Genomic DNA, 14,955 nt, shown 5'->3' on the forward strand with positions numbered 1-14,955 from the left:
TCCCTAGAGGCCGGAGGCGTCGACGAGGCGCTGGCCGACGGCGCGGGCGGTGTGCTGCAGCTCGACGCATTTGATGATGCGGAACGGGACCGGCAGCCGGGCCAGCTGCTCGGCGTACCACCAGGGGTTGCTGGTGCTGCCGGTCAGGCGAGTCGTCTCGTCGTCGAGCGGTTCCAGGAGGCCGAGCATGGGCGGCACACACGGCCGCACCTTCTCCAGCGGCCCCTCGATGATCACCTCGGTGTCGAACTCCCAGCCCTTCGCCAGATGCGCCTCGAGCTCGGCGACGGCATCGAGGTCGGCCGGCGGCGTGAACGACGCGTCCAGCACGGACACCGCCGTGACGCGATCCACCCGATACGCTCGCCGTGCGGCGGCACCGTGCGACCAGCACAGCAGGTACCAGCGGCCGTGCCGGACGACGACGGCCCAGGGCTCGACGTCGGCGGACCACTCCGAGCCGGCCTCGGACCGGTAGTCCAGCCGCACCTGGCGGCGGTCGGCGCACGCCTGCACGAGCGCCGTCGCGATCTCCGGCGAGGGGCGGGCGGCGGCGCGGTCCGGAGCCGGCGCCGTCGTGCGCCGGACCGCCTCGGCCTGGTGGGCGATCGGCTCGGGCAGCGCGCGCAGCAGCTTCCCCAGCGCGCTCCCGACCGGGTCGGCGGCGTCGGCGGCGTCGTGGTGGCCGTCGAGGACGGCCATGACCAGGCCGAGCACCTCGGCGGCGCTGAACAGCAGCGGCGGCAGCCGGACGCCGCGGCCGAGCCGGTACCCGCCGTACGGCCCGCGGGCCGACTCGATCGGCAGGCCGGCCTCGCGCAGGATGCCGACGTAGCGGCGGGCGGCCCGCTCGGTGACGCCGAGCTTGCCGGCGAGGCGCTCGGCCGTGATGCCCGGCGCACCCTGGATCAGCTCGAGCGCCAGCAGCGCCCGCGCCGTCGGACTCGCATCGACCGACACGATCGACCTCCAAACCGGAAGCAGAACGTCCGGAACAGACTCTAGCGTGCCTCCCATGGACCTTCAGGACATGACCGTGATCAAGGAGTCGATGGCGGGCGACGAGGTCGAGATGCTGATGTTCGCCCTCGAGCGCGCCCGGGCGCAGTTCGCCTGGAAGTGCGGCGGCCTCGACGCCGACGCCCTCAACAAGCCGTTGCCGCCGTCGGCCATGACGCTCGGCGGGCTGGTCAAACATGTCGCGCTCTGCGAGGACATGCGGATCAACGAGTTCATCACCGGCGACCCCATGCCCGAGCCGTGGACGCAGGAGAACTTCGACGCCGACCCCGAGTGGGACTGGCACTCGGCCGCCGACGACACGCCGGAGGAGCTGTACGCCCTGTGGCGCGCGGCGGTCGAGCGGTCCCGGGCGGCGTGGGCGACGGTGCTCGCGACCGGCGGGCTGGACCAGCCGTCGATCTTCACCACGAAGTCCGGCGACCACCCGAACCTGCGCCGCGTGCTCGTGGACGCGGTCGAGCACTACATCCGCCACACCGGGCACGCCGACCTGCTCCGCGAGAACGTCGACGGCCTGGTGGGTGAGGACCCGCCGCAGCCGGCGTCGTGAAGCCGAAGGAACCGGTCCGTGCCGATCAGGTGAGAGTCGTCCCGGCCAACCAGGCGTCCTGGCACGACCTGACGCTGGTCTTCGGGACGGCCGACTACGCGGCGCGCTGCCGCTGCCAGCGGTTCAAGGTCGAGGGCTGGATCTGGCGCGACACCACGTTCGACGAACGGGTCGCGATGCAGGAGGAGCAGACGCACTGCGACGAGCCTGACGCGGAGCGCACCAGCGGGCTGGTCGCCTACGTCGACGGCGAGCCCGCCGGCTGGGTGGCCGTCGAGCCGCGCCTGGCCTACCCGGGGCTGTTCCACAGCCGCAGCCCGGTGGTCTGGCGGGGCCGCGACGAGGACCGTGACGACCCCGGCGTGTGGTCGGTGACCTGCGCGATCGTCCGCAAGGGCTATCGCGGCCGCGGCCTGACGTACCACCTCGCCGCGGCCACCGTCGGCTACGCCCGCGACCGCGGCGCCCAGGCTCTGGAGGCGTACGCGATGATCACCGAGCCGGGCAAGGAGATCACGTGGGGTGAGCTGCACGTCGGCGCCCGGCAGGTCTTCGAGGAGGCGGGGTTCACCCAGGTCAGCCATCCCACCAAGCGCCGCGTCGTGATGCGGGTGGAATTCCGCGCGTAGGTGTGTCGGATCGCGGCCGTCCCGCTCGTCGTAGGGGAGTACCGCGAAGATGACAGGATCCCTGCGAAGGAGCCCCGCCATGAAGTACCTGATGTTCGTCACCACCGACAAGGACCACACCGAAGCCGACGCCGCCGCGGCGCCGGACATCGAGGAGTGGGTCGCCTACGTCACCGGCGCAGGCAAGCATGTCATCGGCGACCGCCTCCGCCCGTCGGCCGACGCGACGACCGTGCGGGTGCGCGGCGGCGAGCTGCTGGTCACCGACGGCCCGTTCGCCGAGGTGAGCGAGTGGATCGCCGGCTTCGACGTGCTCGAGTGCGCCGACCTCGACGAGGCGATCGAGATCGCCTCGAAGCACCCCATGGCCTACACCGGACGGCTGGAGCTGCGGCCGTTCTGGCCCCTCGACGGGTGACGGACGCGCGCGGCGCGGTCGCCGACGTCGTCGCCGCCGAGCGGCTGCGCATCGTCGCCGCGCTGATCCGCGTCACCGGCGACTTCGACCTGGCCGAGGACTGCGTGCAGGACGCCGTCGAGCGGGCGCTGGAGCGCTGGCCCGCCGACGGCGTCCCCGACAACCCCGGCGCCTGGCTGACGACGACCGCCCGGCGGCGCGCCGTCGACACCCTGCGCCGCCGTCAGACCGAGCGGACGAAGCTCCAGGAGGCGCAGGCGCTGGCCGAGCTGGCCCGCGACCTCACCGGCGACGACCCCGGCCCGTACGGCGACGACCGGCTGAAGCTGCTGTTCACCTGCTGCCACCCGGCGCTGCCGATGGCCGGCCGGGTGGCGCTGACGCTGAAGTCGGTGGCCGGGCTGTCGACGCGGCAGATCGCCCGGGCGTTCCTCGTCAGCGAGGCGACGATGGGGCAGCGGCTGCTGCGGACGAAGAACAAGATCGAGCACGCCGGCATCGGTTTCCGCGTGCCCGAGCCGCACCGGCTGGCCGAGCGCACGGCCGCCGTCCTGGCCGTCGTGTACCTGATCTTCACCGAGGGCTACGCGGCCACCGAGGGCGAGCCGTTCCGCGACGACCTCGCCGCCGAGGCCGTGCAGCTGGCCGGTCTGGTCGTGCAGCTGCTCCCCGGTGACGACGAGGCGCTCGGCCTGCACGCGCTCCTGCTGCTGCAGCACGCCCGCCGCGCGGCCCGGACCGACGCCGGCGAGCTGGTCTCGCTGGAGGACCAGGACCGCGGCCGCTGGGATCGCGACCGGGTCGACGCCGGCCTGGCCGCGCTCGCCGCAGCCCGGTCCACCGGCCGCCCGCCCGGCTACTACCGGCTGCAGGCCGAGATCGCCGCGCTGCACGCGACCGCCCCCGACGCCGACGCCACCGACTGGGCCCGCATCGTCATCGCCTACGACGCGCTGCTGGCGCTGCGTCCGTCGCCGGTGATCGCACTGAACCGGGCGGTCGCGGTCGCCTTCCGCGACGGTCCGGCGGCCGGGCTGGCCCTCGTGGACGAGCTCGGCGACGAGCTGGCGGACTACCCGCCGCTGCCCGCTGTCCGCGCCGACCTGCTGCGCCGGGCCGGACGGCGTTCCGAGGCGGCCGCCGCCTACCGCGCCGCCATCGCCGTCGCCCGTACTGACGCCGAGCGCCGGCTGCTGGAGCGTCGCCTTCGCGACGTCACAACGCAAAGTTGATCTTGGAGTTGTTCGGGTATCTCTCGGACATTTCGCCCGGGATAGGCCGAACAACTCCAAGATCAACGTAGGTGGGGGACGGGGTCGGGGTCAGCCGACCAGGGCGGGCCCTCGCTCGGCGGACGCCTCGGCGGGCGCGGCCGGCGACGGAGCGGACTCGGTGAGCGCCAGCCGCTCGTGCACCCGGCGCAGCGGCCGGGGGAGCCACCAGTTGCGCGAGCCCAGCAGCGTCATCGTCGCCGGGACGAGGAGCATGCGGACGACGACGGCGTCCAGCGCGATCGCCAGCACCAGCCCGAGCCCGATGGCCTTGATCGGCGCGAACCCGCCGAAGACGAACCCGGCGAAGACCACCCCGATGATCAGCGCGGCCGCCGTGACGATGCCGCCGGTGCGTTGCAGCCCGGCCACCACCGAGCCCGATGCGCCGTCGCCGGCCAGCCAGCGCTCGCGGATCCGCGACAGCAGGAACACCTCGTAGTCGACGGAGAGCCCGAACGCGATCGCGCCGACCAGGATCGGGACGGTCAGGTGCAGGTAGCCGAGGCCGTCGGCGCCGACCAGCCCGGCGAGGTGACCCTGCTGGAACACCCAGACGACCACGCCGAGGGCGGCGCCGATGCTCAGCAGGTTGGTGAGGATCGCCTTGATCGGCAGCAGGATCGAGCCGGTGAACGCGAACAGCAGGGCCAGCGTGCCGAGCGCCACCAGCGCGATCGCCCACGGCAGCCGGTCGGCCAGCATCGCCCGGTAGTCCACCAGCGTCGCGGTGTCGCCGCCGACCTGCACCTCGTACGGCAGGTCGAGGTCACGGATCGCCCGGACGGCGTCCTGCGCGGCCTGGCCCTCGGCGTCGCCGGCCGGGGTCGCGGCCAGCCCGGTGAGCTCGTCCGTCAACGGCACGACCTCGACCGACGCGATGCCGGGCAGGTCCTCGACGGCGTCCCGCAGCCCGGCCACCGAGTCGGCCGGAGCCGACGCCACGACCTCGATGTCGCCGGCCCACCGCGCTTGCTCGGGGAAGTGCGTGCCCAGCTGCGTCCACAGCTCGCGGGTGTCCGTGGACGTCGGCAGCATGCGCGGGTCGCCCTGCGAGATGTGCATGTCCGCGACCGGTACCGCCAGTGTGACCAGCGCCGCCGCGGTCGTGACCAGCGTGAGGACGGGCCGCTTCTGCACGCCGCGGGCGACCCGGGCGAACACGCCGTCACCGGACCGCTCGCGTGACGGCGAGATCCGGTGGCCGAACGTCGCCAGCAGCGCCGGCAGCAGGGTCAGCGCGGCGACCATGTCCGCCACCACGACGCCGGCGCCGGCCAGCCCCATCGAGCGCAGGAACGGGTCGTTGAAGACCACCAGCCCGGCCAGCGCGACGGCCACCGTCAACCCGGAGAACACGACCGTCCGCCCGGCGGTCGCCGCCGTCCGCAGCACGGCCTCCCGCACGTCGGGCGCCGTCCGGCGCTCCTCGCGGAACCGGCTCACCATCAGCAGCGCGTAGTCGACGGCGAGGCCGACGGCCAGCATCGTCGTGATCTGGATCGAGTACACCGACACGTCGGTGACGTGGCTGAACGCGAACAGGATCCCGAACGTCGCTCCGACGCCGACGCCGGCCACCAGCAGCGGCAGCCCGGCCGCGAGCAGCCCGCCGAACACGACCAGCAGCAGGATCAGCACGACCGGCATGGTCAGCATCTCCGCGCGGGCCACGTCCTCCTGGGCGGTCTCGGCGAACTCGACATCGGACAGCGGGCCGCCGGCGACGACGACCGACGTCGCGTCGATCGACTCCAGCCGCTCCGCGGCCTGCGCCGCCTCGCCCTCGCCGTCGTCCTCGAGCCCGGGCGAGAGGGCGATCTCGACGAGGACCGCGTCGCCCGCCTCCGACGGCAACGGCGGCGAGACCGACTCGATGCCCGGCAGCGCGGCGACGTCGGCGAGCCCGGCCTCCATCGCCGCGGCGGAGGCTCCGGTGATGACGGCGGTGACGGTGTCCGGCTGCGGCGCGGCGTCGTCGACCCGCTCCTCGGTCTGCGCGGACTCGCTGCCCGGCACCGTGCCGACATCGGAGGTGAGGCGGTCGAACACGCCGGTGCCGATGCCGAAGCCGGCGGCGACGACGGCGACCCAGGCGAGGATGACGATCAGGGGCCGCCTGACGGCGAACCCGGTGATGCTGCGCAACATGGCGGCCTCCTTGGGGGTTCCGATGGACTGGATCGATCGTGGTCCTCGGACCCGCCGCGGCGGATCGCCGTGAAGAGCGGATTCGCGCACCGCTCCCAGGAGCGGGCGCCTCGCTCTCAGGAGTGAGACTCTCCCGGCACGACCAGGCCGGTCTCGTACGCGAGCACGACCGCCTGGACGCGGTCGCGCAGGCCGAGCTTGCTGAGCATGCTGCTCACGTGCGTCTTCACGGTGTGCTCGGTGACGAACAACTCGGCCGCGATCTCGGCGTTGGACAGCCCGCGGGCGACCTGGCGAAGCGTCTCGGTCTCGCGGGCGGTCAGCACGTCCAGCCGGCCGTCGGCGGCCCCCTGACCGGCACCCGGCGGGCCACCGGCGCGGCCGACGACGTCCGCGATGAGCCGCCGGGTGACCGACGGCGCCAGCAGCGCCTCGCCGGAGGCGACGACGCGGACCGCCTCGACCAGCTCGTCGCGGCGCATGTCCTTGAGCAGGAACCCGCTGGCGCCGGCCCGCAGCGCGTCGTACACGTACTCGTCGAGGTCGAACGTGGTGAGTACGAGCACCCGGGCGTCGGTCTCGCGGCAGATCGCGATGGTCGCCTCGATGCCGTCCATGTTCGGCATGCGGATGTCCATGAGCACGACGTCGGGCCGCAGCTCGCGGGCGGCGGCGACGGCCTGCGCGCCGTCCTCGGCCTCGCCGACGACGGCGATGTCGGGCTGCGCGTCGAGGATCATCGCGAAGCCGCCACGCACCAGCGCTTGGTCGTCGGCGATCAGCACGCGGATGGTCGGCTCGGGCACACGTCAATCTAAGGGCACGGACGCGGTCACGCGGAAGCCCACGCCGCCGGGTCCCGGCCCGGTGTCGAGCGTCCCGCCGGCCGCGGCGACCCGCTCGCGCATGCCGATCAGGCCGTGCCCACTCCCGTCGGCGGACGGTGTCCCGGGACCGCTCGGCGGGCCGGCGCCGTCATCGGTCACCTCGATGCGCAGGTGGTCGTCGGTCCAGCCCAGCCGTACGTCGACGCGGCCGGCGCCCGCGTGCTTGACGGTGTTGGTGAGCGCCTCCTGGACGATCCGGTACACCGTGGCGGCGACGTCCGCCGGGACCGGCCGAGGCGCGCCGTCCTCGGTGAACGTCGCCGCCAGGCCCGCGTCGCCGACCCGGCGGACCAGGCCGGGGAGGCCGTCGAGGCCGGGCTGCGGGGCGCGACCGCCGTCACCGTCGCCGTCGTCCCCCGCCCGCAGCACGCCGAGCACGCGGCGCAGCTGGGCCAGGGCGTCGCGGGCCGTGACGGAGATGGTGTCGAACATCTGCTCCGCGCGGTCGGGATCATGCCGGACGGCGACCGGCCCGGCCTCCGCCTGGACCACGACGAGGCTCATCGAGTGGGCGAGGATGTCGTGCATCTCGCGGGCGATCCGCTCGCGTTCCCGGGTCGCGGCGGTCTCCTGTTCCTTCGTGAGCCGCAGCGCCCGCTCCTCCAGCATGGCGATGCGGTCGCGGCGGGCCCGGGCCGAGACCCCGAGGGCGTAGGCGCCGGCGAAGAAGATGCCGATCACGCCGAGGTTCAGCGCCTCGTCGTCCGGCAACAGGATCGACACGGAGACGCCCACGACGGTGGCGGCCACCCCGATGAGCCGCTTGACCGGCGGCGACAGCGACGCGAACGTGTACGTGGCGACCAGCTGTGCGGCGGGGACGTCGTTGAGCCCGCCGGCCAGCGAGAGCACGGTCGTGGTGATGCCGGTGATGCCGGCGACGGCGAACGGGTACTGGCGCCGCCACATCAGCGGGAGCGAGTTCGCGGTGGCCCCCAACGGCACCCACCACGCGAACCGGTCCTCGACGCCGGCGTCGAACATGACGTAGAGCGCACAGAGGATCGCGATGACGGCGTCGACGGCGACCGGCGGCAGGCCGCGGCCCCACGCGGCCAGCCGTTCGCCGAACTCGCTCAGTCGCCCCATCGGCTCAGTATCCAGGCCGCCGGGCGCCGGCGTCCTCACTCCCAGGAGTGGGAAACGCTCACCGCAGGGCGCGCAGCGCCGCGGCCGCGTCGGTGATGCAGACGCCGATGCCGGGCGGGTCCTCGGCCGAGACCCAGCGCGCGAACCCGACCTGGAAGACCGTGACGGCGCTCTGCGCGGCCAGCGTGGCGGCGGGGTCGGCGACGCCGCGACTGCGCAGCGCGTCGGCGGTGGCCTCGGCCAGCGCGGCGAGCTTCAGCAGCTCGCGCTCCTGCAGGCCGGGATTGGCCGCGATGATGGCGGAGCGGCGGACCGAGTGCTCGTGCCGGCCCTCCAGCAGGCCGCCGGCGGCGAGCATGCCGGCCAGCGCGGCGTCGAGCGGGGGGTCGTCGGCCGGGGCGGCCAGGATCGCCTCGACCGCCGTGCGCTCGAGTGTTCGCGAGCTGTCGAAGAGCACCTCGCGCTTGTCGGCGAAGTGGCGGAAGAACGTGCGCTCGGTGACGCCGGCGCGCTCGGCGATGTCGCCGGCCGTGGTCTGCTCGAAACCGCGCTCGGCGAACAGCTCCATCGCCGCGCGGACCATGCGCCCCTTCGCGTCCGGCTCCCAGCGCCCCATGCTCGGAGTCTAGTGATGGCAGTCGCTGACATCACGCGCTACTCTTTGATGTCAGGCACTGACATCACGACGAGAGGAAGTCCCATGCGCGTCTTCGTCACCGGAGCCTCGGGCTGGATCGGCTCGGCCGTCACCGACGAGCTCCTCGCCCACGGCCACGAGGTCGTCGGCCTCGCCCGCTCCGACCACTCCGCCGCCGCACTCGCGGCCAAGGGTGCAGCCGTCCACCGCGGCAGCCTCGACGACCCCGAGAGTCTGGCGGCCGGCGCGGCCGCCGCCGATGCCGTCGTCCATCTCGCGTTCAAGCACGACTTCTCCGACTACGCGGCCGCGGGCCGCACCGAGCACGCCGCCGTACGGCGCATGCTCGACGAGCTCGCGGGCAGCGACCGGCCCTTCCTGCTGGCTTCGGGTCTGGCCGGCCTCGTCGAGGGCCGCCAGGTGACCGAGGACGACCCGTCGCCGAACCACGGCGCCGACTCGATGCGCGGCGGCGGCGAGAACCTCGCGCTCGGCTACGCCGGCCGCGGTGTCCGCTCCGTCGCGGTGCGATTCGCGGCGACCGTGCACGGCATGGGCGACCCCGGGTTCGTCTCGACCCTCGCGGCGATCGCGAAGGAGCGCGGCGCGGCCGGGTACATCGGCGCCGGCGACACGCGCTGGCCGGCGGTGCACCGTTCCGACGCGGCGCGGCTGGTCCGGCTGGCGCTGGCGAAGGCGCCGGCCGGGTCGCGGGTGCACGCCGTCGCCGAGAGCGGTCTGCTCTCCCGCGACATCGCCGCCGCCCTCGGCCGCAGGTTGGGGCTGCCGACCGTGTCGGTGCCGCCGGAGGAGGCCGAGGCGCACTTCGGCTGGATGGCCCGCTTCTTCGGCGCCGACGCCGCTGCCTCGAGCGAGCGCACCCAGGCGATGCTCGGCTGGACGCCCACGGGCCCCACGCTGTTCGAGGACATCGCGGCCGGCGCCTACTGAGCGTCGCCACGCCGGGTGGTGATCACCAGCCTCGATAGTCGGAGCCGCGCCCGGAGCTGAAAACGGCGCCCAGCACGCAACTCCCGCTATCGAGGACGACTTGCCGACGGACCGTCTGGATAAAAGGTTGCCGTGGACATAATGTCCACGTACAGTTTTGCCGGTGATGAAGAAGAACCCGACGGCGGGCTACCTCGTGTGGCGGCTCGCGACCAAGTGGGGGGCGCTGCTCGACCGCGCGCTCGCTCCGTTCGGGCTCACCCAGGCGCAGTTCTCCGTGCTCGCCACCCTCTACGGCGTCACCCGGGCCGGCGGGCAGCCCAGCCAGCGGGAGCTGTCCGACCACACCGGCCTCGACCCCGTCTTCGTCTCCAAGCTGGTCCGCACCCTCGAGGGCAACGGTCTGCTGCGCCGCACCACCGACCCGGCCGACTCACGGGCCGTCCGTCTCACCCTCACCGACCACGGCGCCGAGGTCGCCCAGGCCGCCGGCGACCGCGTCATGACGCTGCAGGAGCAGCTCGCCGAGCCCCTCGGCGGGCCGGCCAGCGAGCGGACCCGCGAGTTCGTCGCCACCCTGACCACGCTGCTCGACGCCCCACCGCCGCCCGACCCCGGGAGGAACCCGTGATCATCACCCCGCTCACCGGCGTCGACATCGGCGTCGCCGCCAAGGCCGTCCAGTCCCTGATCGCGGTCGTCCTCGACGCCAAGGGCGTCACGCTCGCCGAGTGGGTCGCGCTGCGCACCCTCGGCACGGCGGCGGACCGCGTGTCCCAGCCGTCCCTGCGCGACGGGCTGGTCCTCGCCCTCGGCGTCGACGCGACCGATGCCACGGCGGTGCTCTGCGCGTTGGAGGACCGCGGGATGCTGGCCTACGACGCGTTCGAGCAGGTGGGCCTGACGCCGGCCGGCCGCGTCCAGTACGACGAGCTCCACGCCGCCGTCGTCGCGGTCACCACCGAGCTGTACGCCGGCATCGAGCCGGGCGAGCTGGCCACCACGCGCCGGGTGCTCGCCACCGTCACGGCGCGGGCGGCGGAGCTGCGGTCGCAGCTGTGACGGGGTGGCGGCGGGGGCGGTCCGACGCCGGCCAGACGTAGGGGAGATCCGCCGGGACGTTCGGAAAGCACCGTCCGTAGTGCTCCGGATCCTTGCGCACCAGCGACGACCGGTGGCTGCGATGGAACTCTTCGTCGCCCAGCCACGGCGGCAGCTCACCGGCCGCGGCCAGCTCCGGCTGGGTCCGGACGTTCCGGATACCGGTGGCCGCGGCGAGGTCGGACCTGAGGGTGGCCGCACAGGTGTCGCCGTGGCCCAGGGTGCACCATTGGGCGCAGACGTCCAGGCCATAGCGGGTGAGCGCCTCCTCGTAACCGGCCCACATCGACGCGGCCGGATGATGCCGCCAGCCGTAGCCAGGGCGGACGAGTGCACGCAGGACCTGCAGCGCCTCCACCCGCTGCTTGCCCAGACGCCGCTGGTCCAGCACCGCGGCGCTGGCGGTGAACTCCGGGTAGGGCAGGAAGGTCTGCATGCGGGTGCCGTACCCGAACCGGCCGACGACTTGACCTCAATAATGGTTGAGGTTGGACGCTGTGCTCCGTGACCACTACCACCGAATCCTCGCGCCGGGCGTGGGCCGGACTGGCCGTGCTCTGCGTCGTCGCCCTGCTGGCGTCGCTGGAGCTGACCGTCACGCACCTCGCGCTGCCGGCCATCGACGCCGACCTGCGGCCGTCCGGGACACAACTGCTCTGGATCGTCGACGTCTACGCGTTCCTGCTGGCCGGGTCGATGCTGGCGCTGGGCGCCGTCGGCGACCGGATCGGCCGGCGGCGGCTGCTGATGATCGGCGCCGGGGCGTACGGCCTCCTGTCGGTCGTCGCCGCCTACGCGCCCAGTGCCGAGACACTGATCGCGGCGCGGGCGCTGCTGGGCGTGGCCGGAGCGACGCTGATGCCGTCGACGCTGTCGTTGACGGCGACGATGTTCCGTGACGCGCGGCAGCGGGCCGTCGCAGTCGGGATCGTCATCGCCAGCGTCTCAGGCGGCACGGCCATCGGCCCGCTGGTCGGCGGTGCGCTGCTGGAGCGGTTCTGGTGGGGCTCGGTGTTCCTGCTCGGCGTCCCGGTGATGGTGCTGATCCTCGCCCTCGGCCCGGTGCTGCTGCCGGAGCACCGCACCACCGCCGCGCCGCGGATCGACGGCGTCAGCGTGCTGCTGTCCTTGGGCGCGGTGCTGCCGCTGGTGTGGGGGCTGAAGGAGATCGCCGTCGACGGGGCCGGCTGGGCGGCCGCCGGGGCGGTCGCCGGTGGGCTGGTGGTCGGGACGGTGTTCGTCGTGCGGCAGCAGGGGCTCGCCGACCCGGTGGTCGACGTGCGGTTGTTCCGGGACCCGGCGTTCTCGGTGGCCGTCGCGACGCTGGCGATCGGCATCTTCGTGCTCTGGGGCGCGAACTACTACCTCGCCCAGTATCTGCAGCTGGTGCAGGACCTCTCGCCGTTGCGCGCGGGTCTCTGGACGGCACCGTCGGCGTTCGGGGTGATCGCCGGCTCGCTGCTGGCGCCGCGGCTGGTCCGCCGGGTGCGTCCCGGCATCGTGATCGGCGCCGGCCTGACGGTGTCGGCGGCCGGCTTCGTGCTGCTCACCCAGCTGACGGCCACGTCGTCGCTGGGCCTGCTGGTGGCCGGCTCGGTGACGGTGTCGGCGGGGCTCGGCCCGATGATGGCGCTGGCCACGGATCAGGTGGTGGGCGCCGCTCCGCCGGAGCGGGCCGGTGCCGCCGCGGCGCTGTCGTCGATGGCGCCGCAGCTGGGCGGCGCGCTGGGCATCGCGGTCCTGGGCAGCGTTGTGGCGGCGGTGTTCCGGGGTGCCGGCACCGGCGAGGACACGCTGGGCGCGGCCGTCGCGGCGGCGGAGGACCTGCCGGCGGGCGGCGCGGGGGCCGCGCTCGCGGCCGCGCGGGAGGCCTTCACCGACGGCATCGTCGTGGCCGCGACGGTGAGCGCGGTGCTCGCCGCCGTGCTGGCGATATCCGTTGTCGCCCTGTCGGCCCGCCGGGATACCGTCGTCCCACGAGCCGACCCGTGGGAGTCCGCATGACCATCGCCCACCTCGCCGACGAACTCATCGACGCCCTGTTCGACGCCGCCCCGCTCGAGGCATCGCTGCTGGGCTTCCGCGACCGCGAGGACCAGCTCACCGACTACACCGAGGCGGGGGAGGCGGCGGTCGACGCCCGGCTGGCCGGCATCGCGGCGCGCGCCGAGGCCGTCGACCCCGCCGGGCTCGACGACGCCGACCGCATCACCCGGGCGGTCATCCTGCAGCAGATCCAGACCGAACGCGACCGCCTGGCCGTGCGCGGAGTCGAATACACCGTCACCGACTCGTTCTTCGCGCCGGCTCCCGCCACGCTCTCGTTCCTGCCGATGACCGGCATCACCGAACCCGCCCACGCCGACGGCTACCTCGCCCGGCTGGCCGGGCTGCCCGCGCTGCTCGACGTCATCGCCGGCCGTCACCGCGCCGGCATCGCCGCGGGCCGGCTCCCGGTGCGCCGGCTGGCCGAGGCCACCGTCGAGCACTTCACCCGCTACCTCGCCAGCCCCGAGGCCGATCCGCTCCGCCGGCCCGAGCCGGCGCCCGGCAGCGGCGCCGACGCCACGGCGTTCCGGGCCGAGCGCGACCGCCTGCTCGCCGAGGTCGTCCACCCCGCCATCGGGCGCTACCGCGACGCCGTCGCCGCCGACGTCGTCCCGCACGGCCGGCCCGACGACCGCGCCGGGCTGTGCTGGCTGCCCGACGGCGAGGAGTTCTACGCCAAGGCCACCCTGGGACACACCACGACCACGCGCACGCCCGACGAGCTGCACCAGACCGGCCTCGACGTGCTGGCCGGGCTCACCGACGAGTACGCCGACGTCGGCGGGCGGGTCTTCGGCACCGGCGAGCTGAGCGAGATCCTCCAGCGGCTGCGCACCGACCCCGCCATGCGCTGGCGCGACGCCGACGAGCTGCTGAGGGCGGCGCGCTCGGCCATCCGGCGGGCCGAGCAGGTCGCGCCCCAGTGGTTCGGCCGGCTGCCGTCGCAGAGCTGCGTCGTCGAGGCGGTGCCCGCCGCCGAGGCGCCCGGCGCCCCCGGCGCCTACTACATGCAGCCGGCCATGGACGGCAGCCGCCCCGGCACCTACTACGCCAACACCTACGAGGCCGAGAAGCGCGACCGCTACAGCGCCGAGGCCGTCGCGTTCCACGAGGGCGTGCCCGGCCACCACTTCCAGCTCACCATCGCCCAGGAGCTCACCGACCTGCCACTGCTGCGCCGGCTCGCCTCGGTCACCGCGTTCGACGAGGGCTGGGGGCTCTACGCCGAGCGGCTGGCCGACGAGATGGGCCTGTACTCCGACGACATCGCGAGGCTCGGCATGCTGAGCGAGGACTCCATGCGGGCCTGCCGGCTGGTCGTCGACACCGGTCTGCACGCCAAGGGCTGGAGCCGTCAGCAGGCCGTCGACTTCATGGTCGCCAACACCGCCACCAGCCGGGTCGAGATCGAGACCGAGGTCGACCGCTACATCTCCGCACCCGGCCAGGCGCTGGCCTACATGGTGGGCCGGCTGGAGATCCAGCGCATCCGCGCCGAGGCCGCCGCCGCACTGGGCGACCGGTTCGACGTCAAGGCCTTCCACGACGTCGTCCTCGGCAACGGCCCGCTGCCCATGGGCGTCCTCGACGAGGTCGTCCGCACCTGGGCCGCGCGGCAGGGCTGACCGATGGACGACGCCGAGCTCGCCCGCCGCCGGCTGCGTGCCACCGGCCTGGGCGGCCCGCTCGACGCGGCGACGCCCGGCGAGGTGGTCGGCTGGTTCGGCGCCGTCCAGTCGCAGGACTACCACCCGGCGAAATGGGGCGTCGCGCAGCGGCTTCGCGGCGCCGTCACCGACGCCGGCCTCGACCACGCGTTCGCCGAGGGTGAGCTGTTGCGAACGCACGTGCTGCGGCCCACGTGGCACTTCGTCACGCCGGCCGACATCCGCTGGCTGCTGGCGCTGACCGCGCCGCGGGTGCACGCGCTGAACGCGTATTACTACCGGCAGGCCGAGCTCGACGACGCCCTGCTGCGGCGAGCCGCGGACGTCGTCACCGAGGCACTCGCCGGTGGCGAGCACCTGACCCGCCCCGAGGTCGCCGCGGTGCTCGAACGGCACGGCATCGTCGCCGCCGGGCCGCGGCTGGCGTACATCCTCATGTTCGCCGAACTGGAGCAGCTGATCTGCAGCGGCGCCCTGCGCGGCAAGCAGCACACGTACGCGCTGCTCGACGACCGCGCGCCGGCGGCCGATC

16 protein-coding genes are annotated in these 14,955 nt (G+C 73.9%); 10 read left to right on the plus strand and 6 right to left on the minus strand.

What is annotated here, in order from left to right; genetic code table 11:
• Positions 1–3 precede the first annotated feature (3 nt).
• Positions 4–960: a helix-turn-helix transcriptional regulator gene (locus DY240_RS16915; protein ID WP_119661016.1), complete on the minus strand. Its 957-nt coding sequence runs from the start codon at positions 958–960 to the stop codon at positions 4–6.
• A 55-nt stretch (positions 961–1,015) separates the two neighbouring features.
• Here DY240_RS16915 and DY240_RS16920 point away from each other — a divergent pair, with 55 nt between their 5' ends.
• The 4 genes from DY240_RS16920 (at position 1,016) to DY240_RS16935 (ending at position 3,852) form a co-directional block, all read left to right on the plus strand.
• Positions 1,016–1,573, plus strand: coding sequence for a DinB family protein (locus DY240_RS16920; RefSeq protein WP_119661017.1), 558 nt, complete (start codon positions 1,016–1,018; stop codon positions 1,571–1,573).
• Positions 1,574–1,602: 29 nt separating this feature from the next.
• Positions 1,603–2,202: a GNAT family N-acetyltransferase gene (locus DY240_RS16925; protein WP_199701643.1), complete on the plus strand. Its 600-nt coding sequence runs from the start codon at positions 1,603–1,605 to the stop codon at positions 2,200–2,202.
• Between the two features lie 79 nt (positions 2,203–2,281).
• Positions 2,282–2,620 carry a YciI family protein gene (locus DY240_RS16930; RefSeq protein ID WP_119661019.1) on the plus strand — a complete coding sequence of 113 codons (339 nt, stop codon included), beginning with the start codon at positions 2,282–2,284 and terminating at the stop codon, positions 2,618–2,620.
• Entirely contained in the window at positions 2,617–3,852 is a 1,236-nt protein-coding gene (locus DY240_RS16935; protein ID WP_119661020.1) for an RNA polymerase sigma factor, read from the plus strand. Before DY240_RS16930 ends, DY240_RS16935 begins: the two co-directional genes overlap by 4 nt.
• Before the next feature lie 90 nt (positions 3,853–3,942).
• Here DY240_RS16935 and DY240_RS16940 read toward each other — a convergent pair whose 3' ends face one another.
• From DY240_RS16940 to DY240_RS16955, 4 genes are all read right to left on the minus strand, one after another.
• A complete protein-coding gene (locus DY240_RS16940; protein ID WP_119661021.1) occupies positions 3,943–6,042 on the minus strand; it encodes an MMPL family transporter in 2,100 nt (699 codons plus the stop codon).
• 116 nt (positions 6,043–6,158) lie between these two features.
• Positions 6,159–6,848 (minus strand): response regulator, encoded by a 690-nt coding sequence (locus tag DY240_RS16945; RefSeq protein ID WP_199701644.1) that lies wholly within the window; start codon positions 6,846–6,848, stop codon positions 6,159–6,161.
• Between the two features lie 3 nt (positions 6,849–6,851).
• On the minus strand, positions 6,852–8,018 hold the full coding sequence (locus DY240_RS16950; protein WP_119661022.1) for a sensor histidine kinase: 1,167 nt from the start codon (positions 8,016–8,018) through the stop codon (positions 6,852–6,854).
• A 58-nt stretch (positions 8,019–8,076) separates the two neighbouring features.
• The gene (locus DY240_RS16955; RefSeq protein WP_119661023.1) at positions 8,077–8,634 is read right to left on the minus strand and encodes a TetR/AcrR family transcriptional regulator; all 558 of its coding nucleotides are present in this window, start codon (positions 8,632–8,634) and stop codon (positions 8,077–8,079) included.
• A gap of 84 nt (positions 8,635–8,718) precedes the next feature.
• On the opposite strand from DY240_RS16955, the gene DY240_RS16960 reads away from it, so the two are divergent.
• The 3 genes from DY240_RS16960 (at position 8,719) to DY240_RS16970 (ending at position 10,668) form a co-directional block, all read left to right on the plus strand.
• A complete protein-coding gene (locus DY240_RS16960) occupies positions 8,719–9,606 on the plus strand; it encodes an SDR family oxidoreductase (protein ID WP_119661024.1) in 888 nt (295 codons plus the stop codon).
• Between the two features lie 166 nt (positions 9,607–9,772).
• A complete protein-coding gene (locus DY240_RS16965; RefSeq protein WP_119661025.1) occupies positions 9,773–10,237 on the plus strand; it encodes a MarR family winged helix-turn-helix transcriptional regulator in 465 nt (154 codons plus the stop codon).
• The gene (locus DY240_RS16970) at positions 10,234–10,668 is read left to right on the plus strand and encodes a MarR family winged helix-turn-helix transcriptional regulator (RefSeq protein WP_119661026.1); all 435 of its coding nucleotides are present in this window, start codon (positions 10,234–10,236) and stop codon (positions 10,666–10,668) included. The genes DY240_RS16965 and DY240_RS16970 overlap by 4 nt, the downstream gene beginning before the upstream one ends.
• On the opposite strand, the gene DY240_RS16975 is transcribed toward DY240_RS16970, so the two are convergent.
• Positions 10,631–11,143 carry an MSMEG_6728 family protein gene (locus DY240_RS16975; protein WP_119661027.1) on the minus strand — a complete coding sequence of 171 codons (513 nt, stop codon included), beginning with the start codon at positions 11,141–11,143 and terminating at the stop codon, positions 10,631–10,633. The two genes, DY240_RS16970 and DY240_RS16975, sit on opposite strands and share 38 nt — an antisense overlap.
• 68 nt (positions 11,144–11,211) lie before the next feature.
• Between DY240_RS16975 and DY240_RS16980 the strand changes: the two genes are divergently transcribed.
• From DY240_RS16980 to DY240_RS16990, 3 genes are all read left to right on the plus strand, one after another.
• Complete coding sequence (locus tag DY240_RS16980; RefSeq protein WP_199701646.1) at positions 11,212–12,711, plus strand: MFS transporter; 1,500 nt, start codon at positions 11,212–11,214, stop codon at positions 12,709–12,711.
• Positions 12,708–14,381 carry a DUF885 domain-containing protein gene (locus DY240_RS16985; protein ID WP_119661029.1) on the plus strand — a complete coding sequence of 558 codons (1,674 nt, stop codon included), beginning with the start codon at positions 12,708–12,710 and terminating at the stop codon, positions 14,379–14,381. Before DY240_RS16980 ends, DY240_RS16985 begins: the two co-directional genes overlap by 4 nt.
• A gap of 3 nt (positions 14,382–14,384) precedes the next feature.
• A partial coding sequence (locus tag DY240_RS16990; RefSeq protein ID WP_147375368.1) for a DNA glycosylase AlkZ-like family protein occupies positions 14,385–14,955 on the plus strand: 571 nt, incomplete at its 3' end.

The organism is Jiangella rhizosphaerae, from assembly GCF_003579925.1.
Classification (GTDB): domain Bacteria; phylum Actinomycetota; class Actinomycetes; order Jiangellales; family Jiangellaceae; genus Jiangella; species Jiangella rhizosphaerae.